Below are 19,670 nucleotides of genomic sequence, written 5' to 3'. Positions count from 1 at the left end.
TATCACTCCCTATTTCTGCTTCTCAGCAATTCTCAATTTTGCACTGCGCGCACGCGGGTTATCGAGCACCGCTTCATCGTCTGCAGTGATTGGCTTCTTGTTCACCCGTTTCAATACAGGTTCGTAGGCTTCCGGGATGACAGGCATATTGCGCGGCAGTTCGGGCCCTGCTTCATATTCCATGAACATCTGTTTGCATATTCTGTCTTCCAGGGAATGGAATGTGATGACGGATACCCTTCCGTCCTTATTAAGAAGGTCGATTGCCGCTTCGAGCGACCTTTCGAAAACCCCGAGCTCATCATTGACCGCTATTCTGAGCGCCTGGAATATCCGCTTGGCTGGATGCCCCCCTGTTCGTCTGAATTTGTGGGGAATCTGGGATTTGATGATTTCAGTCAATTGCGTAGTGGTCTCAATAGGCGCCTCGGCCCTGGTGCGTTCAATCTCCCTAGCTATCTTTTTCGAAAATTTTTCTTCTCCGTAGCGGAAGAAGAGGCTTACCAACTGGCTGTAGGAATATGTATTTACAATTTCATAGGCATCAAGCGACTGGTCCTGGTTCATGCGCATATCGAGTCGCGCTTCCCTAGAGTGGCTGAATCCCCGTTCAGTTACATCAAGCTGCGGACTTGAAACGCCGAGGTCATACATTATGCCATCGACTCCACTGACGTTGAATTTCGCCAGTTCCGCCTTCAAATTCTCAAAATTGGAATGGACAAGTGTAATATTGTCGTTTCCTTTAAATCTTTCCTGTGCGTTCTCTATTGCCCAGGAGTCCTGGTCAAAAGCATATAGATGACCCGTGGTCAATTGTTCCAAGAGATAGGCACTATGGCCTCCGCCACCCAAAGTGGCGTCGATATATGTGCCGTCAGGGCGTATATTCAACCCATCCACTGTCTCTTTCAATAGAACGGTGTCATGTTTGAACATACCCTCACATCCTATAAGTCAAAATCAATCAATTCTTCTGCGATATCCTCATAATGGGCTTCTGAATCATCATAAAATGATGTCCATTTATCCGTATCCCAAATTTCAATCCTATGGGCAACACCGATGACGGTGCATTCTTTTTTTAATCCAGCATATTCCCTCAAATTAGCGGGGATGTTGATCCTCCCCTGCTTATCCACTTCCACTTCGGCAGCGCCCGAAAAAAACATCCTCATGAATTTTCTGGCATCTTTCCTAGTAAGCGGTAAAGTACTCATTTTTTGTTCCATTTGGGCCCACTCTTCGAGAGGGTAGCCAAATAGACACTGATCAAGGCCTCGGGTGATGATGAAATGTCCTGCGAGTCCGTCCCTGAATTTACTTGGCACTATCAAGCGTCCTTTAGCATCAAGCTGATGCTTGAACTCTCCCATGAACATCTGATCACCTCGCCTATACAAATAATTTACCACATCTCCCCACTATGTACCACAAATAATGTGCTTTCTCCTCCAATTAATTTGACACAATAAAAAAGACGGCCCTCATAAAAATGAAGACCGTCCAATATTCTAGATTCCTTTGATGATTGTAAGCTGCGTCGTATAGGCGAGGCGCCCCACTTCGAGATAGATTGGAAACATCCACGGGTGGTAGATGCGTTCCTGCAGCGATCCGCCCGGCATCAGCCTTTCTGATATCTCTTCCAAATCATTCAATTCTTTGCGCAAAGTACGTTTCACTTCAAGTTGGTATCGCCGTTTCAGGTAACTCAATTGTTTCTTGTGCACCTTCAGATTGGCTTCAATCAGATCACGATGGGCTTCACGGCCCTCCTTATCCTTCAAACGGCTGTAATCGGTATCGAGATGATCCGCTATGCTGTCGACTTCGTCGAAGAAAGTGGTATCTGTTGCCGACTCGATCAGGTTCTGCTTTTTAGTTTCGGAATCTGTTGCGAGATTCTCAGAAACTTTGATTCCATATTTATCGAGAAGTTTGTTGAGCCTCATATCCTCATGGATGATCTCCATTCTCTTTAGTACAATCGGCATGTCGATATCCATCACTTCAAACACTTTATGAAGCTCGCCCCAATACTTCACTTCTGCGCCGCCACCCGTAAATATGAGGGTGTTGAATAGCATCTCCTGCATAAGTGGTCTTGTTACGACATTATTGCTGAATGAAGCAGGGTCTTGCTCAAGATATTCAAGTAACGCATCTTTGGATAACGTACCCTTATCGGCCAGGTAGCTGCCGTCCTGCTGGTCTAATAGAGTACGCGTCGTCCGTGAACCGGTGAATAGATGCACATTCGTTTCAGTATCGATCGTTGGGGATAGGTCATGCGCTTCAATGAATTCCCGCTGCCCCTGCCTGAACGCTGCATCGATGGCTTCATGATTTTCGATCATCTTTTTGAACATCGGTGCTTCAAGCTTCCTCACCGCTTCATCATGAGAGTTGAAAATCAACAATCCCGCATCCGCGAAAACATCATGGACGAGCGCATGGAACAGTTCAGTCCAATACTCGTTTTGTTCAATCATCGTTTCTATTTCTGACTTTTTCTCCTTCAGGTAACCTGAATCTCCGCACTCCTCCACTATACGATCCAGAGTGTCTTTCATTGCACTTTGGTCATACCTGTAGAACCCCAGGCTCATCGGCACCGTCAGATTCGGTTTATAGGAAATTTTGCGCCGGCGTCTATGGGTGCGATCATAGATATGGGTATGGTTCACTTCTTCAAAATCATGGTCTTCGCCTGCTATCCAGAAGACGGGCACTGCCTGGTAGTTGTAGTTTTTCTTCACTTCTTCAACCAGTACAAGCAAAGTGAGCATTTTATGCATGATCATGCTGGGACCCATGAAGAGGCCTGCCTGTTGTCCACCGACGATGACCCTGGCGCCTTCCCGGAGACGTCTAAGGTTATCTTCCTGCTTGTCACTCAGACCATAGGGCGCCATCCCCTCGGCCATGATATCAGCAAGCTTACCTGTATGCGGATGACTTGGTCTATCCATCACTTTTTTTATACTTTTTTCATCATAAGTCAAGTTTTGATAGAAGGACAGCGTTTGTCCATCCCCACCGGCGAACCGGTGTGTAAAATCGTCCTGTGTGTAATTCAAACATTCAATTTCCATAATTCGACCCCTTCTCACTCTAATGCTAACTTGATTATAAATATTATGAAGATATAAAACAATTGAACGGTTTCAAAGATATGTACTATACTAAAGAAAAGGAGAGAATGCAAAATGACAGAAGTGAAGCATCTGGCAATCAATTATAAGACAGTAGAAGAATTCAAGAAATTCCGCGAGTATGGTGCGCAGGAACTGCAGATGAAAAAAGAGCTGGAAGGCAATATCATGGATGCCAATACAGACTCGCCATTCTTTGGCATCTACGTAGGCGACACGCTGGCTGCGCGCATGTGCCTTTACCGAAAAGAAGATGATCATCAACCCATATTCGATCCGCCGCATGATTATATGGTGATATGGAAACTGGAAGTACATGAGAAATATAGAGGCCGTGGCTACGGCAGCAAGCTCATCGACTTCGCCAAAGACTATGGCATGCCAATTAAAGCCATCAGCCGTCAAAACTCACGCGGCTTCTTCGAAGCGCATGGCTTCGAAACGCTGAAGTATGATATCGAAAGGGATATGGCGGAAGACCCCTTGATCTGGTATCCGGAAGGCTTCCACCTCCAATAGCGGCAAACTCCATAGGCCTCATGAAAAAGACGCTGGCAAAATTGCCAGCGTCTTTTTCTACATAAATTATTTAGATGTAACTTCTTCACCTTTATAGCTGCCGCATTCTTTACATACACGGTGGGAAAGTTTCATTTCTCCACAGTTTGGGCATTCTACCATACCTGGTACAGAAAGCTTCAGGTGGGTACGACGTTTTCTTTTACGCGTAATCGAGGTTCTTCTCTTTGGTACCGCCATTTCTATTCCTCCTTGTTATCACTGTCGTCCAACAGTGATTTTAGCTTTGATAGTCTTGGATCCACGCTCGTCCGCTCATTTTCCAACGATTCCTCATCGGTCACGGACCATTCCTTGCCACCACTAAGCGGTTCATCGCTTTTAGTGATGACAAAAGGTATGTTGACGATGATGAGTTCCTTGATGACCGGTTCCAGATCTAAAGTGTGGGTCACTGGATGAACATTTTCAGCGAGATCATCCGCTTCTTCCGCATCCTCATCGAAAATCTCCTCCGCTTCAATATGAAGCGGCACTTGGATATCTTCGCTTGTGCGGCTGTCCAGCATATTGACCACCGTCTCTATGGTTAAATCAGCCATGATCTGGCGATTACGGACATGAAGGACGCCTTCGACGGACACTTCGTCCACTGAAGTGACATCTTTACGATCCGTCATCTCTTTAAACTGGACCTTTTCGTTTACAGCGATTGAATCCTGATTGAACTTTTTCAGTTGCGTCAATGACCATCTCATATAGTTTTCACCTCTTATGAGCACAAAAAATATTGTACCTTTCTAACAGTACTCTGTCAAGTTTTTTTCTTAACATCACTAATGATTCTGCCCCATTTCTGATACAATGGAATCGAATGGAAAGGAGCACTATTATGATTATCACATCTTTGATTACAGAGTACAATCCCTTTCATAATGGACATATCCATCATATTGAAGCATCGAAGCGCCTGACCGGGGCCGATGTCACCATCGCCATCATGTCGGGGAATTTCACGCAACGTGGTGAAATTGCAGTGACGGATAAATTCAAAAGGGCGAAAGCTGCCATCAGGCACGTCGATCTTGTGGTCGAACTGCCGTTCGTCAACGCTGTCAGCTTTGCAGATGATTTTGCGGTGGGTGGCGTCCATATTGCGAATCTGCTTAAAAGCGACAACATCGTCTTTGGTAGTGAATCCGGTGATATTGCAGAACTGTCGAGGCTACAATCCCTTATGGGAGACGCAGACATCCACTCGTCCATGCAGACGTTGCAGAAGAAAGGTTACAGTTATCCAAGAGCCCTTGCTGCAGCCTTGCAGACAGATGTGTTTAAAGGAGCCAATGATATTCTCGGCTTGTCCTACTTGAAAGCTCTGGAAAAACTGCAATCGAATATAACCCCTCATACAATACAAAGGATCGGCAATGACTATAATGACCCTGCCCTGTCCGAGCGGCGCTTCTCCAGCGCGACCAGCCTGAGGAATGCTCTTTGGGAAGGTGATCTAGAAGGTGCATCACGTTTCATGCCCGCCCCACTTGCACAGGAGATCCATAAAGATGGCCCCCTCACCAATGAAGTCCTGTTTCCTTCACTGAAACTCCTGATCCACAGGAGCACACCGGAAGAACTGCGCAAAATCTACACGATGACCGAAGGTCTTGAACATAGGCTGATTTCCAGAATAAGGAGGCATTCGACTTACGCATCATTCCTTGATGACGTCAAAACGAAACGATATACGCGCACACGCCTCAACCGGCTGATGCTCTACATCCTCTTCAACCTGACCAGTACAAAGGTGGATGATTATTCCTTGCCGCAGGCTGTAAGGGTCCTCGCCATGAACAGGCATGGACAAGCCTATCTGAAGACGCTATCTCAAGATCTCGAGATCATCACCAATGTAAACAGCACCAACCGTCATCACATCCAAGATGAAATAACGGCGACTGATGTCCATAATATTTTCAGTGGCTCAAAGCGCAATGACTACAACACACCCGTCATCATTGCGGATTGAATTTCCCCCGCAGTGCCGACTCCACATGGGGTGGCACTACATCTTCTATTTTGCCGCCGTACTTTGCGACCTCCTTGACCATTGAAGATGAAATGAATGAATAGTTGTTGTTGGTCATCATATAGATCGTCTCAATCGTACTGTTCAATTTCCTGTTCATGGAAGTCAGCTGCATTTCATATTCAAAATCACTTACGGCACGCAAGCCCCGCACGATTGCCTGTGCCCCCACTTCCTCACAGAAATCGATCAGCAGTCCATCGAAGATGCGCACTTCAACATTCGGCAGCCCCTTCGTCACCTCGTTGATAAGCTCCACACGCTCCTGAGGCGTAAATAGTCCTTCCTTGGAAGAGTTCTTCAGGACGGAGACATAGACTACATCAAATATTCGACTCGCCCTTTCGATGATATCGATATGGCCATATGTGATTGGATCAAAACTTCCTGGGCATACTGCAATTCTTTTCATGATTGTTCTCCTTCTTTCTTCAGGATATTGATTCGGATCGTACCATATACTGCTTCCCTGATGCTCGTATAGCCTTCTTCTGCATATCTCTCATCCTTATGTGTCTCGACGACTATACTCCCTCCTGCATCCAATATTTTAAGATCTTTTATGTATTTGAGCGACTCCTCAGCCATTCCCTTATGATAAGGTGGGTCGAGAAAAATGAGATCGAACTGCCGGTCGCGTTTCGCCATCGCCTTCAGGGCGCGCCGGTAATCATTCCGGTAGATTTCCACATCTTCATCCAGTTCATTCGTATTTTGTTTCACCATCCTGACTGCGTCGCCCGCTCCGTCTATAAACATGGCAGAGGAAGCACCACGACTCAACGCTTCGATGCCGAGCGCTCCGCTTCCTGCAAACAGATCGAGCACCCTCCCCTCTACCGGACCGAGGATATTGAAGATGTTTTCCCTCACCTTGTCTGATGTAGGTCTTGTATCCTGCGATTTCAAAGTCGAAATTGTCTTTGATTTATATTTGCCGCTGATTATTCTCATGGGCGATTCCTTTCTTTCCCTTGTCCCTTCATTTAAAATGGAATCGGGAGCTGATTAATGATGCAAAAATTCATTGTACTTGGAGAAGGCTACGGAGATGTATTTGAACTCGAAGCCATCATAGAACATAACCACCACCGGATTGATAAAGGCATATTCCTTCATGCAGATGAACGGCCTGCTACATTCGTCCTAGTGATGAAGCCTGTCCGTGGAAATTTCCAAACCCTATACACCATCTATCAGGGCGTTCCATATAAAGACGGTTCCGGCAAGAAGTATCAAATGATATCCGAATGGTGTACGGCACATGACCTACCTATTGTCGAATTCAAAACGCGCGATCCGGAGGACTTCCACGATAAAGAGCAGTTTTTCCAATATATCACTGGCGTCTTGAGGTTGAACAACCTGATACCGCCGCTTACCTGATATATTAGATGACGCGGTAATCCTTGGGTTCATAGTTTTCAGCGTTGTACTCCCTTTGGATGTGCGGATATTCCGACACAAGGACATCTTCGACGTATTTCAGGCCATTCAATGTCTGAGCGGTTTGGTCAAGCTCTGATTCGTATATATAGAGAAGTAGATACTTCTTATCTTTATTTACATATATCAGGTGGCCGTGCCGTTTCAATTGTCGGATGAACTTATTTTGTTTAAAATAAATATATATGCCGATGCGTTTCTCAAGCATATTACCCCACCTTATAAAATTTTATAAAGTTATGATACCATGTAAATGAGAAGTTTTAAATGAAACTATAACTGGAGGCAGTAATCATGAAGAAATGTACAAAAAGCCTTTTGACAACAATTGGATTAGCCGGCGGAGCAGTCGGTGGCCTGTGGATCGGTACAAAATTGACATCTGAGCAGGATATCCGCGACATCAAGCCATACTTCAGGCATCGCTCACCTTATATCCTCGCGCACCGCGGCGGTATGGGACTTGCACCGGAACACACAGCTGCAGCATTCAACAAATCTGCTGAGTTTGGTGTGGACGGATTTGAAATCGACATCCGCATGACCAAGGATGAAGAAATTGTGGTCTTCCACGATGCCTATGTAGACCGTACTTCGAATGGTGCAGGCCGTATCAGTGAGCTCACTCTGGACGAACTGAAGGAACTCGATTTCGGCTACCATTTCAGAGACGCTGAAGGCAGCCATCCATACAGGGGCAGCAATGAGGCCAAAATCATGACACTTAGGGAGCTCATCAAGAAATATCCCGATATGCTCATCAACATAGACATCAAAGATGATCCGAACACTTATGAGGGCAGTCTGATACCAAGCCTGCTCTACCGTCTGATTGATGAAACAGACGTCAGCAACAGAGTACTCATCACGAGCTTCTATGACGACCAGATCGATCGTTTCAGGCTCTATTCAGGCGAAGACATTGCACTTGGCGCCGGCGAAGATCAAGTACGCAATGCCTACCTGGCCTATGCGAGCGGCTTCGGCCACTTATTCAACCCGAAAGCCGACACACTGCAGATGCCGGCAAAGCACAACAATATCCCGCTTGATAAAGAAGGGTTCATCGAGTATCTCCAAAGCTTGAATGTCGCAGTCGGCTACTGGGTCATAAACGAAATGGATCAGATGGATGAACTGATTCAAAAAGGTGCCCATACAATCGTCACCGATTATCCGGACATCAGCAGCCATCTGCTGAAACAGCGTTACTGATTAAATAAGGGTTCCCCCGAAANAAATTCAAGGGATTGAGTCCGCTGGAATTCAGGGCATTGGCGGCATAGAAAAACGCCTGAGAATCTCCATTCTCAGGCGGGAAACATTTATATTATTTCATCTGTCAACTTGGTAGGGTTCAGATCAGGAGATTCCGGTTTTTTTAGTTACAAAATTCATATCGCTATAGCGAGTATTCAGAGAATGTGTTATTTTCAATCAATACGGTTGAAACCGTTTTCCATTTAAAAGGGGAAGTAACGTGTCAAAATTAAAGCGTACATACCGCAATATGTGGCGGGAATCGAGGCGGACAAAGTCCTTGCTGAAGTTTTTCAGTGTCGATGAGGCGAAGAAGAATGCGGATAGGGGTGGCTCGTCGCACGGCTCGGAAGGACCGGAGAAATCCTACGGGGGCATGCAGCTTGTCGGACTCATATTGGGGCCTTTGCTGTTTATCCTGACACTACTGCTGCTCGATACGAAGGGGCTTGAAGAGGGTGGCGTCTTTGTCGTCGCTTCAACATTATGGATTGCTACATGGTGGATTACGGAAGCGATTCCGATTCCTGCAACATCACTCATGCCGCTGTTTCTTTTTCCGATGGGTGGAGTCATGGATAGTGGGGCCGTAACAAGTTCCTACGGCAACGACATCATCTTTCTGTTCCTCGGTGGCTTCCTGATTGCACTCGCAATGGAACGCTGGAATCTACATACTCGCATAGCATTGACGATTATCAATGCGATCGGCACACGCACATCGATGATACTGCTTGGCTTCATGATAGCAACCGCGGCCCTGTCGATGTTCGTCAGCAACACTGCTGCCGTCATGATCATGATACCGATCGGGATGGCCATTATAAATGAAGCCCAGTCCCTTTCTTCATCAGTCCTTGAAGATGATCTGATGCGATTTGAAAAATCTCTGGTACTGGGTATAGGATATGCCGGGACAATCGGCGGTTTGGGTACACTGATCGGCACGCCGCCGCTTATCATAATGGCTGGTCAGTTGAAGGAGATTTTCGGCTATGACATGAGTTTCGCCCAATGGATAATGTTTGGTGTGCCGATCGTCATCATCTTCCTGGCGCTCGCCTGGGCGTTCATGAACTTTTTCGCCTTCCGGCACAACATGATCCAACTGCCGGGTGGACGCAAGATCATTACGGATGAATTGAATAAACTCGGTAAGATCTCCCGGGAAGAAGTACTTGTACTCATCGTCTTCCTCTTTGCCGCATTCATGTGGATCACGCGCGGATTCATATGGAGTAAGATTGAATTCACAAGCATGCTGACTGATGGTTCCATCGCAATGCTTGCATCAGTCATACTATTCCTGCTGCCGACTGCCAAAAAATCGAAGCGCATACTCGACTGGTCAGTTTCACGCGAGCTGCCGTGGGGGGTTCTGCTGCTGTTCGGCGGCGGTCTGGCACTCGCTGCGGCGATTGTCGAGACAGGCGTCGACCAATGGCTCGGTGAGATGCTGAAGGGTGTCGAAGGCATTCACATCATCCTGGTGCTGGTCGTTGTTTCTGTGACGATTTTGTTCCTCACAGAAATCACCTCCAATACGGCGACGGCAACGATGATCCTGCCTGTACTGGCTGGACTGTCGATTGCACTTGAAGTCCATCCATTGACGCTCATGGTGCCAGCTGCCATGGCGGCGAACTGCGCGTTCATGCTGCCTGTAGGCACCCCGCCGAACGCGATTGTATTCGGGACCAATAAAATCAGCATCCAGGAGATGGCGAAGACCGGATTTGCCCTGAACATCATCGGGGTCATCCTGATAGTGGCGTTCGTCTATGTGATGATGCCACTCATATTCGGCATCAATCTGCTCGACTATAAGGGCTGATTTATGGAAATGAAAATGGCGTATCAGAAAAGGCGCAGACCAGCTGGTCTGCGCCTTTTTCATATCCTCTAATTATCGATGTCTTCAAAATCATCCAGCGGCACGACATAGATGTTGCCGTCCTGACTGCCGATAAAGAGCGTATCGTTTACAATGACCGGTCCGGCGGGCGCAAGCACACCTTCAAGCGCCATTCTTTTGACGGGTGTGCCGCGTGTGATGTCCAGGCCGACGACTTCACCTTCAACATTTGAGAAATAGACGATGCCATCTTTGGCGACCGGCGGTGCTTTCGCGGCCTCATCCTCGTACGCCCAGAGCTGTTCGCCGCTATTTAGATCGTAGGCGTAATAGGTTTTGGTTATGGGGCTTGCAACGAAGATCTTGCTTTCATGGATGATCGGGGCGCCTGATTTATTGTTTTTGACGAACTGGCCCGTCCCCCAGTTATCTTGCCAGGCCATTTCACCGGTAGAGATGTCTAATGCATAAATTTCATGCTCCAATTCCCCGTCCTTGTTGGAGACCAATCCCGTGGTGATGACCAGACCGTTGCTGACTGCCGGTGGCACATCATCGAGACCCATGTCGACATCGGGAAATTCAGTCTGCCATTTCATGTCATCTTTCTTCAGATCATATGCCGAGAAAGTATAGGGGAGGGGGCCGCTGCCGCCGACATAGAGCGTAGCCTCATGGATGTTCGGGGAGGACATGCTGACGGTGGATCCGATGTCTTCCTTATGGATGAGCGCCCCTTCATCGAGTGTCAGCTTATACAAAGTGCGGTCGCCGGTCGTAATGTAGAGGTGATCTTTGTATATGGCAGGAGTGGGCATGACCTCGCCCCTTGTCTCATAGCGCCACACCAGCTTCCCGGTATCTGCATCAAGTGCCATGACGCCACTCTCCCCAGTGCCTCGGATCGCCCTGTGCCGAAACAGATTATGGAGCCCGAAATTTTTGAAGAAGCTGTAGGCCCGGTTCTTCTGGAAGAACCTGTTGCCGTAGCCGACGTACACCAAACCTTCGTGATAGATGGCCTCAGAGTGTATCCAGTTTGGCGCCGTATTGTGCCACACCCGCTTACCGGTTTCTAGGTCGAATGCCATGACATCACCTGAGTTATGGTTGCCGATGAACACTTTGCCATCTGCCACCACCGGCGTCACCCGCACTTCGTCTTCCGTCTCCAATGTCATATACTCAAGCGGTTCATGGCCTGAATCTATGACGGCATTCTTGTCCGGTGAGAAGCGGTACTGCGTCCACTCCTGTGCCCCGAAGGCCGCAGCAGAAGCGTTTTCTGCACCAGTGTGAGAAATCACAAACAGCGTGCTGGCAGCGATTAAATATTTCAAGAATTTTTTCATTTTCATCATACCCTTCAATTTGTGTGCCAATTGTAAATTTTACGTTTAGCATGTACTCTGTTAGGATATAAAACATAAAAGGGAAAAGGGAGCTAAAATACATATGGAAATTGAAAATAAAATAACAGATATGGAGAGAACGGAACTCGACAGTACAATGTCAAAACGTTTCGTTTGGGCAGTGGCCTACGGTTCAAGCATCGGTTGGGGGGCATTTATCCTGCCTGGGGATTGGCTATTGTCCTCTGGGACGCTCGGTTCCACACTTGGCATCACCATTGGTGGTATCCTGATGCTCATCATCGCGGTGGCGTATGGAGGACTGACGACACGCTTTCCGGTGTCCGGCGGTGAATTCGCCTTCAGTTACGTCGGTTTCGGTAAGTATGTGAGCTTTATCGCTTCATGGTTCCTGGCACTCGGCTACATATCGGTGGTCGCTTTGAATGCCAGTGCCTTCAGCCTACTGTTTAAATTTATTTTACCCGATTTCCTGGAAATAGGCTATCTCTATACGATTGCCGGCTGGGACGTCTATATCATGGAGGTCATACTGTCATCACTCGTACTGATCCTGTTTGCCTTCATCTCGATCAAGAGTAGCGGATTATCCGGTAATCTCCAATTCATCTTTGCATTATTTATGGCGATCGTCGTTACAATCCTGTTCGCCTGGTCGTTCTTTTCTGGAGAGTTTCAACTGACGAATGCAAAGCCGCTGTTCAACAGTGACAATGGCATCTGGACTTCGATCATTCTGATTGTCGCCATTGCCCCGTGGATGTATGTTGGATTCGACAATATCCCGCAAGCTGCTGAAGAGTTCAACTTCAGTCCGGATAAGACGTTCAAGCTTATCGTCTTCGGTATCGTGGCTTCAATCGTCACGTACGTACTGATGATTCTGGTAACGTCATGGGTCTATCCTGATGAGCAGACGATGGGGGGCGCACTTTGGGTAACTGGCTCGGTCGTCCAGAGTTCAATGGGTGGCATCGGCATGACGATGCTTGCACTCGCCATCTCATTCGGTGTGTTCACTGGGCTTAACGGATTTTATATGTCATCATCACGCCTGCTGTTCGCGCTGGGGCGTGCGAAGTTCATCCCGTCCGTCTTCATGAAGGTCGGCAAGAGCAAGACGCCTTATGTGGCAATCCTTTTTGTAATGGCCGTCTGTCTGTTAGCCCCTTGGCTTGGACGTACTGCCTTGAGTTGGATTGTCGACATGTCATCTACGGGTGTATCGATTGCCTTCCTCATCACCAGCCTGGTCGCTGTGAGATTCTTTAGGGTTAAGGATAACTATAATCTCCTCTACGTCATATTTGGTGTGCTCGGTGCCATCATATCGCTGGCCTTCCTTGTACTTCTGTTGTATCCGGGCTCACCGGCGTCGCTCTCTGCCCCGTCCTACTGGGCTTTGGCGGCCTGGACGGTACTTGGACTGCTGTTCTTCCTGTTCCAATTCAAAAGGTTGAACGCGTTGACGAAAGAAGAATTAGACTATTTGATATTGAACGAAGAAGAATGACTTAAAAGGCTCCCTGATTCATCTGAACTGTACCCCATAATATGGACAGTTTATAAAAAGAGCTCTAGGCAGCTAGAAGATGATCTCGGTATTGTACTGGGGTCATCTTATTTAATTTCCACTGATATCTCTTGTTATTATATTTCTCTATATATTGATTCACTTCATCATTGAGTTGGCTTAAGTTCTCGCATAATTCATGGTCTACCATATCTTTAAAATGACCAAAAAATGATTCCATTGGAGCGTTATCCCAACAGTTTCCTCTTCGCGACATCGATTGAAGAAGGCCAGCTTCTTTCACTCTGGATTGAAATTTAGGGTGAGTGTAATGAAATCCCTGGTCAGAGTGAATCATTGCTTCGGGATGAAAACTTCCAACGGCTCCTTCCAGTTTTTCTAATGTTCGATAAACAATATCCATCTCTAAGGAAGTAGAGATATGATGAGCGACAATTTCCTTGGTCGCACTATCTTTAACACATGATAGGTAAGCCTTTTGGCCTTTCCCATAATAGGTATAAGTGATATCTGTTAAAAAGACTCTTCCAGGTTCCTGTTGATTGAATTCCCGGTTTAGATGGTTGGGGCACGTACGGTGTTCTTGGGTCGCTTTCATCATTTTTTTATAAGGTTTGGCTTGTCTAATCTTTGCCGTAAGTCCGAATTTCTTCATTAATCTTCGAATTTTCTTATGATTCATTAAGAGGCCATAGTCATTTTCAAGCTCCATCTTAATTTGTAGAGCACCTACTTTTTCTTGGTTCTGCGTAAAGATGAATCGAATCATCTCTATATCCTTTTCATCTTTTTGACCTCTCATCTGTCTTTGCGGCTTACTCTTTAACCACGCATAATATCCACTTCGGCTCACTCCCGTAAATGAACATAAGAATGAGACCATATGACTTAAAGAATATTTACGGATGGTCTGTTCAATCAGTTGATAAACTTCAGTTGGAGCTATTTTCACTTCTTTTTCATCGCCTGCCTTTCGAGTTCGTCTAGCTTTTTTAGAAATTCATTTTCAGCCTCTAAATACTTAATACGAGCTTCAGCTTTCTTTAGCTTTTCTTCCGCAGACAGTTCCTTGGAAGAAGGGCGGCCTGTGCCACCTTTCCCTCTACGTTCTCCTTCAAGACCTAGTTCTCCGTACTTTTCAAAAGTGTCTCGCCAACGCTTTAAGCAACGTTTAGGTCGATCCTTCCCAATTATATTTAAATTAAATCCGTGTTCCTCAAAGATCTGACTTGGGAACTTGCCAGTCTGGTATTCCTGAATCGCAACTTTCTTAAAAAATGGGTGATAGGTGATGGACCGTTCTGAAACCTTTACCACATTAGGATTGGCCTCCAATTGTTTCATTTCGACATTTGAATATATTTTTTTACTCATAGTCACTCTCCGTTCAAAAACTTATATTCATTATAAACGGCTTTACTTTCTAGAAACAGAAATAACCCGAATAACGGAACACTTTTTTATAAGTGTCCATTATTCGGGTTATAGTCCAAAACGGGGGAACCCTTATTTTATTTCTAGCCTGCTGTCTGGCAGCCACAGCTGCCGCCTGTTGCACATCCAGATTCATTGGACATTGAAAAGAACGGGTTGCTGCTGACCACGTTAACATGATCGCTGATGCTGGAACTGATGTGGAAAAGTACTTCATCCAGCATTTCCTGCAGTTGGAACTCTGCCCGTCTGTATTCCATCACTACCGGGTGCATATCAAGTGTTTTCTTGAAATTATTAAGTTCCCGTCGCTTTGCACTGAAATCAGGATGATATTTGCCGAAGCGGCTGACTTCCTCGAAATCCACTTTCATTCTGTTGAATTTGGAAATGAGCCCGGCGACCTCGGTATCTTCTTCGAGCAGTCTACTGTATCGGCAATAATATTTATATATATCGGTCTCGCGGACCATTGCATTCAAATGGTCTATACGATCCATTACTTCCATTTCTATATCTGTCGTCATATATTGAACACCTCCCGTCCATAGTATCATAATGGTCCTATCGGCCGCTACCAATTTTCAGGGTCTGTATAAATACCATTTGCAACTCTACTTGGAATAGATTAAAATTAGATTAATGGTAAAAATGTTTAGGGAGGAAAATTCATGGTTTTTGAAAATTCTACTCTTGAGACGATGATCGTGTCTCAGGATATCTTACAGAATGTAATGAACAAGAACGGTCTAGTGCTCGGAGGTTCATGGGATTATGAACGCATGACTTTTGACTATAAGTATGAAGTGCCTGAAGGCATCTACTATCTCCGCATACCCGGATATGCTGTGGAAGGTGATGTTGGAGCAAGAAACGCTGTCCTCCAGCTTATGGATCCATATATGGGTAAACACTACTATCCTACGGGTGTTGAGTACGGAAGCGACGAACACTTCCCTGAACGACTGGTCGACCACGCTGTCAAAAAGATCCGTACAATTGCTGATGAACTGAAAAGTCTCATCTAATAAAAAGTAAAAAGACTGGAAGCATTANTTTACTCATAGTCACTCTCCGTTCAAAAACTTATATTCATTATAAACGGCTTTACTTTCTAGAAACAGAAATAACCCGAATAACGGAACACTTTTTTATAAGTGTCCATTATTCGGGTTATAGTCCAATTCATCAGGGGGTCTTCTTCTTTATTTGAGGCAATGAAAATGCTTTTTGAGATATTACAGTTGTGTTACAATGGGTGGGATATGAAGATAAGTGACTCTTAAGCAGAGGAGACGACCCAAGTGAAACCGATATTAACCATTTTCGCCATACTGCTGTTAAGTGCATGTACATCTAGGGCGGAACAGAATATTGGCTTTGAGGATTTCAAAGCCGAAAGGCCGACACCCAGCATAATTAATCATGAAAACTTGCAGTTGGCCGAATCCTCCATCAATGATGTAGAGGCAGCCGAACTGAATACAGTAGCCGTCATAAATCAGACAGACGGTAAAAATATAGATGACTTTTATACGCAGGAGGAACAGGATAACTTGAGTGCAATGGTTGATCATCTGGAACAGATCCAGCAGGATGTGGTGGGAATCTGGACCGATGATTTCAGTCCACTGAAAAAAAAGTATCAATGGGCAGCTCTCGACCCGAATGAATTGGCCCCTGCTTTGGAATCACTGCATGAATCCTACAATACTCTCGAGATGGAGTTGGATGGCATGCAGATTCCTGAATATCTGAAACCGGTCCATGCCGAGTATTTTGAACAGCTGAAGTCGGATTTGGGATTGGCGATCTCAAACCGTACCTTGGCACTGATCGAGTTCAAGCTTATGAATCAGGAAGAAGAATACGATATGAACGAAACAATGTTCGATGTTCATATGCGCAATAGCAGAAAATACATGTCCAATGCTTCAGACACGATCAATCATTTGGAAAATCTGAAATCTGCCTTCCATGACGAAGATCGGTATATTGTGACGGAGAAATAGAAAAAAGGGTGGTTCCTATAGGAACCACCCTTTTTGTTATGAACGACAATTACTTTTCTTCATCGTTCTTGTTTTCTTCGTCACCGTCGATGCCGTACTTGTCGACGATGCTGTCGCCTTTTTCGCTGACTGTATCCCATTTGTCACCAGCGCCTACCTTATCAGCGTGCTGATCGCCGAATTCTTTGGCGTTGTCCCATTTTTCGGAGACATTCTCACGTGTATCTTTGTCTTTCGCTTTGTCGACCAAGTCTTTTGCTTTGTCGAATAATCCTTTTTTCTCTTCTGCCATGAATAATCCACTCCTTCTATAAGAATCTAAACTGTCTTTCAAGCTACATTAAACAGTACCTATATATACAGGTTATTAAACATAAAAATGAAAATAGGGAAAATCACTGCAATAAGCAGTGATTTTCTATAATTATTTTTTATCGTTATCGAAAGCGTCTGTTGCCTTATCTTTTACATCGTTCGCTGCGTCTTTCACTTTGCCTTCTGTTTCTTGGCGTTTACCTTCTTCTTTAGTCTTTTCATCATTCATAAAATCTCCGGCAGCCTTTTTGGCTTTACCCATCAATTGATCTTTTTTGCTTTCTTCAGCCATATTAACACCCCTTAAAATTTTTCGTTACACCATTACAATGCCCGAATCCATAAGAAAATAAACATTTCCTTGTTATATCCGCTGAAATTGTCTTTGCTATCATGTAGTATATGGTTTCAGAAGGTATAAATGACAGGGGTGGAGAAATGTTTGCGATAAATGGAAGGTTCAATCAGACCTTCAGGGAATTTGATACGTATAAGAAACTGGGGATCGTCAGCTTGACGACTTCACGGCATAAAGAGAGTGTAAAACATCTGAGACGAGGCGATGAATTCGCATTGTATAGCACTAGACAAGGTTTCCTTGGCATCGGTCGGGTGGTGGAACCCGCCGTCCCATTTGAAGCATTTGAAATGTACTCGGGCGGTAAACTGATCGAGTATGATGAATATCCCTTCAAGGAAATCCAGCGCATCAATCCGCATTTTGGAAAAGAGGAATATGTATTGCGTGTGGAGTGGTTGACTGTCGTCGATTCGGATGATGATGGCCTGATGATCGGCGAATATGAAGCGGCTGATCCGGTCACGCAAATGGACGCCGACATGACCCAACGTGTGCGTAGTGCATTTGATCTTAAGTGATAAAAAAACCCTCCAAGATGGAGGGTTTTGTCATGAAGCTCTTTTGGAGAGCAGCATTTCTCCTGCTTCCGTCAATTCTATATTGCTATAGTAGAAATCATAGTCGAATGGTGTCAGTATAAGCAGTCCTTTTTGGGCCATAAGCTGCATATGGAAGTCGACGGTCCTTATATCATATTCGGCCATGCTCGTATTCGGATAGTCAAACAGATCATTTTTGACATTATATAATATTTTATATTCAAGTTCAGTATCGTAAGAAAAATTCATATCATCACTCCTGATATAGTATTATAGGAACGTATGTTCTTAATGTCAAACAAATCATTGCTATATACGTTAAATGCATATTTTATGTTTAAGGCGTGATGACATGTGGAATACTATATAATGTAACGAAAGATATTTAAGGAGTGATTCAGTTTTGACTAAAAAAGTCGCTATACTGATGACGGATATGGTAGAAGATATCGAATATACGAATCCAGTAGAAGCCATCAAAGCAGATGGCCATACAGTGGAGGTCATTGCACCGGAAGCTGGTGAACTGGAAGGTAAACAAGGCGGTAAATTTAAAGCCGATAAAGGTATAAATGACGTACAACCAAGTGATTATGACGCAGTGTTCATTCCAGGTGGCTTCTCGCCGGACCTGTTGCGTTCAGATGAAGAGGGGCGTTTCGGCAAATTTGCCAAACACTTCCTCGAAGAGGATAAGCCGACTTTCGCAATCTGTCACGGTCCGCAAGTGCTGATCGACACGGATATGCTGAAAGACCGCAATATCACATCCTTCATTTCTGTACGGAAGGACTTGGAGAACGCAGGTGCGAAAGTGCACGACAAATCAGTCGTAGTATGTGGCAACCTCGTATCCAGTCGTCAACCGGACGATCTTGAAGACTTCAACCGTGAAGTAAAGGCACAGTTGGATAAATAAAACACCCCATTGAAAAAGGTGGATCCATTTAAGGATCCACCTTTTTTATATTGCATGACGCTGTTGGAAACTGAACCGCAACAAAAAGCAGTGGACGAAAGGAGGTTACTCCACGGTAATTGTCCGTGCTTTCGCATGCGGATCTCCGAAATGGTCGAATGTGGCATAGGCGATTGTATATTCGCCTGGAGTTTCCGTATCGACTTCGCCTGAAATATGGAGGCGGTAGGTGATGTCGCTGCCGTCGACGTCTATCACCTGGACACCTTCTTTCGGATCGAAATCACTCCCTTGTTCAATCGTCTGGTCATCCAGTCCAAAGAAAGTGATTGCGGAACCCGCTTCTGATTCTTCTGCCTCATCCTCATCCTTGCCTGCAAGCTGGGACTCTGTCGGCGGGACCAGTGGGACGCGGTCACCTGCTCCATTCACCACGTCCACCATCCTCGTATAAGTGGACCAGTAGTTGCGGCTGTTCTCTACACGATAGGTGACCGTGTAGCTGCCTGGGCGGCTGGTGTCGACATTATTTTTGGTTACCTCTATATTGCCGGTGATGTTGCCATCGTATTGATCGACGGCATAGACGCCTGCCCTGGGATTAAATCGGCTGCCCACCTGGACGTTGAAGTTGCCTTTGACCCCTTTAATGGCCGGTTGATTGCCATTATGGGCGGCAATTTCTTCTTCCATCATCGGTCCCTCATAATCGGCATATCTGGAATCGGTTTCGCTACTTTCTTCGTTGGAGTCCGCCTGCTGCACCTGGAGTTCCTCGTCGAGGAGTTCTCCGGTGATGGGGGCGACGGGGAGAAGACCTGCTAAAAATTTTACGATTGTACTTGAGTCCATCGTA

At 45.6% G+C, this 19,670-nt stretch carries 25 protein-coding genes; 10 read left to right on the top strand and 15 right to left on the bottom strand.

Annotation, left to right across the window (positions count from 1 at the left end):
• Positions 1 to 9: 9 nt before the first annotated feature.
• The 3 genes from rsmH to bshC all read right to left on the bottom strand — a co-directional run bounded on the left by rsmH (position 10) and on the right by bshC (position 3,098).
• Entirely contained in the window at positions 10 to 939 is a 930-nt protein-coding gene (rsmH, locus tag ABD734_RS02920) for a 16S rRNA (cytosine(1402)-N(4))-methyltransferase RsmH (protein ID WP_344701235.1), read from the bottom strand.
• An 11-nt stretch (positions 940 to 950) separates the two neighbouring features.
• Positions 951 to 1,382, bottom strand: a complete 432-nt coding sequence (gene mraZ / locus ABD734_RS02915) for a division/cell wall cluster transcriptional repressor MraZ (protein WP_344701233.1) — start codon at positions 1,380 to 1,382, stop codon at positions 951 to 953.
• 132 nt (positions 1,383 to 1,514) lie between these two features.
• Positions 1,515 to 3,098: a bacillithiol biosynthesis cysteine-adding enzyme BshC gene (gene bshC, locus ABD734_RS02910; RefSeq protein WP_344701231.1), complete on the bottom strand. Its 1,584-nt coding sequence runs from the start codon at positions 3,096 to 3,098 to the stop codon at positions 1,515 to 1,517.
• Positions 3,099 to 3,212: 114 nt separating this feature from the next.
• On the opposite strand from bshC, the gene ABD734_RS02905 reads away from it, so the two are divergent.
• On the top strand, positions 3,213 to 3,677 hold the full coding sequence (locus tag ABD734_RS02905; RefSeq protein ID WP_344701229.1) for an N-acetyltransferase: 465 nt from the start codon (positions 3,213 to 3,215) through the stop codon (positions 3,675 to 3,677).
• A gap of 66 nt (positions 3,678 to 3,743) precedes the next feature.
• Here ABD734_RS02905 and rpmF read toward each other — a convergent pair whose 3' ends face one another.
• On the bottom strand, positions 3,744 to 3,917 hold the full coding sequence (rpmF, locus tag ABD734_RS02900; RefSeq protein WP_344701227.1) for a 50S ribosomal protein L32: 174 nt from the start codon (positions 3,915 to 3,917) through the stop codon (positions 3,744 to 3,746).
• A 2-nt stretch (positions 3,918 to 3,919) separates the two neighbouring features.
• Positions 3,920 to 4,435, bottom strand: coding sequence for a YceD family protein (locus ABD734_RS02895; protein WP_344701225.1), 516 nt, complete (start codon positions 4,433 to 4,435; stop codon positions 3,920 to 3,922).
• Between the two features lie 134 nt (positions 4,436 to 4,569).
• Between ABD734_RS02895 and ABD734_RS02890 the strand changes: the two genes are divergently transcribed.
• Positions 4,570 to 5,706, top strand: coding sequence for a nucleotidyltransferase (locus ABD734_RS02890; RefSeq protein WP_344701223.1), 1,137 nt, complete (start codon positions 4,570 to 4,572; stop codon positions 5,704 to 5,706).
• Here the strand turns inward: ABD734_RS02890 and coaD are convergent.
• Together coaD and rsmD are read right to left on the bottom strand one after the other, a co-directional pair.
• Positions 5,693 to 6,178: a pantetheine-phosphate adenylyltransferase gene (gene coaD, locus ABD734_RS02885; RefSeq protein WP_344701222.1), complete on the bottom strand. Its 486-nt coding sequence runs from the start codon at positions 6,176 to 6,178 to the stop codon at positions 5,693 to 5,695. The two genes, ABD734_RS02890 and coaD, sit on opposite strands and share 14 nt — an antisense overlap.
• Positions 6,175 to 6,720: a 16S rRNA (guanine(966)-N(2))-methyltransferase RsmD gene (gene rsmD, locus ABD734_RS02880; RefSeq protein WP_344701220.1), complete on the bottom strand. Its 546-nt coding sequence runs from the start codon at positions 6,718 to 6,720 to the stop codon at positions 6,175 to 6,177. The genes coaD and rsmD overlap by 4 nt, the downstream gene beginning before the upstream one ends.
• A 57-nt stretch (positions 6,721 to 6,777) precedes the next feature.
• On the opposite strand from rsmD, the gene ABD734_RS02875 reads away from it, so the two are divergent.
• Positions 6,778 to 7,152: a DUF7147 family protein gene (locus ABD734_RS02875; RefSeq protein ID WP_344701218.1), complete on the top strand. Its 375-nt coding sequence runs from the start codon at positions 6,778 to 6,780 to the stop codon at positions 7,150 to 7,152.
• A gap of 4 nt (positions 7,153 to 7,156) precedes the next feature.
• Here ABD734_RS02875 and ABD734_RS02870 read toward each other — a convergent pair whose 3' ends face one another.
• On the bottom strand, positions 7,157 to 7,420 hold the full coding sequence (locus ABD734_RS02870; RefSeq protein WP_344701216.1) for a DUF2129 domain-containing protein: 264 nt from the start codon (positions 7,418 to 7,420) through the stop codon (positions 7,157 to 7,159).
• Between the two features lie 86 nt (positions 7,421 to 7,506).
• Here ABD734_RS02870 and ABD734_RS02865 point away from each other — a divergent pair, with 86 nt between their 5' ends.
• Both ABD734_RS02865 and ABD734_RS02860 read left to right on the top strand, forming a co-directional pair.
• Entirely contained in the window at positions 7,507 to 8,427 is a 921-nt protein-coding gene (locus ABD734_RS02865) for a glycerophosphodiester phosphodiesterase family protein (protein WP_344701214.1), read from the top strand.
• A gap of 295 nt (positions 8,428 to 8,722) precedes the next feature.
• The gene (locus ABD734_RS02860) at positions 8,723 to 10,306 is read left to right on the top strand and encodes an SLC13 family permease (RefSeq protein WP_344701503.1); all 1,584 of its coding nucleotides are present in this window, start codon (positions 8,723 to 8,725) and stop codon (positions 10,304 to 10,306) included.
• Between the two features lie 68 nt (positions 10,307 to 10,374).
• Here ABD734_RS02860 and ABD734_RS02855 read toward each other — a convergent pair whose 3' ends face one another.
• The gene (locus ABD734_RS02855; RefSeq protein ID WP_344701212.1) at positions 10,375 to 11,679 is read right to left on the bottom strand and encodes an outer membrane protein assembly factor BamB family protein; all 1,305 of its coding nucleotides are present in this window, start codon (positions 11,677 to 11,679) and stop codon (positions 10,375 to 10,377) included.
• Between the two features lie 109 nt (positions 11,680 to 11,788).
• Here ABD734_RS02855 and ABD734_RS02850 point away from each other — a divergent pair, with 109 nt between their 5' ends.
• Positions 11,789 to 13,213 carry an APC family permease gene (locus ABD734_RS02850; protein ID WP_425568286.1) on the top strand — a complete coding sequence of 475 codons (1,425 nt, stop codon included), beginning with the start codon at positions 11,789 to 11,791 and terminating at the stop codon, positions 13,211 to 13,213.
• A gap of 64 nt (positions 13,214 to 13,277) precedes the next feature.
• Here the strand turns inward: ABD734_RS02850 and ABD734_RS02845 are convergent.
• Positions 13,278 to 14,608, bottom strand: a protein-coding gene (locus ABD734_RS02845) for an IS3 family transposase (protein WP_344701208.1) whose coding sequence is annotated in 2 segments (ribosomal slippage) — positions 13,278 to 14,236 and positions 14,236 to 14,608 — 1,332 coding nt in all. Because the reading frame shifts where the segments join, the coding sequence is not laid out codon by codon here.
• Positions 14,609 to 14,751: 143 nt separating this feature from the next.
• Positions 14,752 to 15,195 (bottom strand): YlbF/YmcA family competence regulator, encoded by a 444-nt coding sequence (locus tag ABD734_RS02840; RefSeq protein WP_344701206.1) that lies wholly within the window; start codon positions 15,193 to 15,195, stop codon positions 14,752 to 14,754.
• A 144-nt stretch (positions 15,196 to 15,339) separates the two neighbouring features.
• Between ABD734_RS02840 and ABD734_RS02835 the strand changes: the two genes are divergently transcribed.
• Both ABD734_RS02835 and ABD734_RS02830 read left to right on the top strand, forming a co-directional pair.
• Complete coding sequence (locus ABD734_RS02835) at positions 15,340 to 15,696, top strand: YugN family protein (protein ID WP_344701204.1); 357 nt, start codon at positions 15,340 to 15,342, stop codon at positions 15,694 to 15,696.
• 276 nt (positions 15,697 to 15,972) lie between these two features.
• Positions 15,973 to 16,680, top strand: a complete 708-nt coding sequence (locus tag ABD734_RS02830; protein ID WP_344701202.1) for a hypothetical protein — start codon at positions 15,973 to 15,975, stop codon at positions 16,678 to 16,680.
• A gap of 49 nt (positions 16,681 to 16,729) precedes the next feature.
• Here the strand turns inward: ABD734_RS02830 and ABD734_RS02825 are convergent, their stop codons facing one another.
• Positions 16,730 to 16,972 carry a hypothetical protein gene (locus ABD734_RS02825; protein WP_344701200.1) on the bottom strand — a complete coding sequence of 81 codons (243 nt, stop codon included), beginning with the start codon at positions 16,970 to 16,972 and terminating at the stop codon, positions 16,730 to 16,732.
• Positions 16,973 to 17,104: 132 nt separating this feature from the next.
• A complete protein-coding gene (locus ABD734_RS02820) occupies positions 17,105 to 17,287 on the bottom strand; it encodes a CsbD family protein (protein ID WP_344701198.1) in 183 nt (60 codons plus the stop codon).
• Positions 17,288 to 17,433: 146 nt separating this feature from the next.
• Between ABD734_RS02820 and ABD734_RS02815 the strand changes: the two genes are divergently transcribed.
• Positions 17,434 to 17,874: a hypothetical protein gene (locus ABD734_RS02815; RefSeq protein WP_344701196.1), complete on the top strand. Its 441-nt coding sequence runs from the start codon at positions 17,434 to 17,436 to the stop codon at positions 17,872 to 17,874.
• A 30-nt stretch (positions 17,875 to 17,904) separates the two neighbouring features.
• On the opposite strand, the gene ABD734_RS02810 is transcribed toward ABD734_RS02815, so the two are convergent.
• Positions 17,905 to 18,144 carry a hypothetical protein gene (locus tag ABD734_RS02810; RefSeq protein ID WP_344701194.1) on the bottom strand — a complete coding sequence of 80 codons (240 nt, stop codon included), beginning with the start codon at positions 18,142 to 18,144 and terminating at the stop codon, positions 17,905 to 17,907.
• Between the two features lie 154 nt (positions 18,145 to 18,298).
• Between ABD734_RS02810 and ABD734_RS02805 the strand changes: the two genes are divergently transcribed.
• Positions 18,299 to 18,814 carry a type 1 glutamine amidotransferase domain-containing protein gene (locus ABD734_RS02805; RefSeq protein ID WP_344701192.1) on the top strand — a complete coding sequence of 172 codons (516 nt, stop codon included), beginning with the start codon at positions 18,299 to 18,301 and terminating at the stop codon, positions 18,812 to 18,814.
• A gap of 105 nt (positions 18,815 to 18,919) precedes the next feature.
• Here the strand turns inward: ABD734_RS02805 and ABD734_RS02800 are convergent, their stop codons facing one another.
• Positions 18,920 to 19,666 (bottom strand): immunoglobulin-like domain-containing protein, encoded by a 747-nt coding sequence (locus tag ABD734_RS02800; RefSeq protein WP_344701190.1) that lies wholly within the window; start codon positions 19,664 to 19,666, stop codon positions 18,920 to 18,922.
• Positions 19,667 to 19,670: the final 4 nt, after the last annotated feature.

This window comes from Salinicoccus jeotgali (assembly GCF_039538805.1).
GTDB lineage: Bacteria > Bacillota > Bacilli > Staphylococcales > Salinicoccaceae > Salinicoccus > Salinicoccus jeotgali.
The sequence above is the reverse complement of the archived record's forward strand: the minus strand, read 5'-3'. Positions and strand labels throughout refer to the sequence as shown.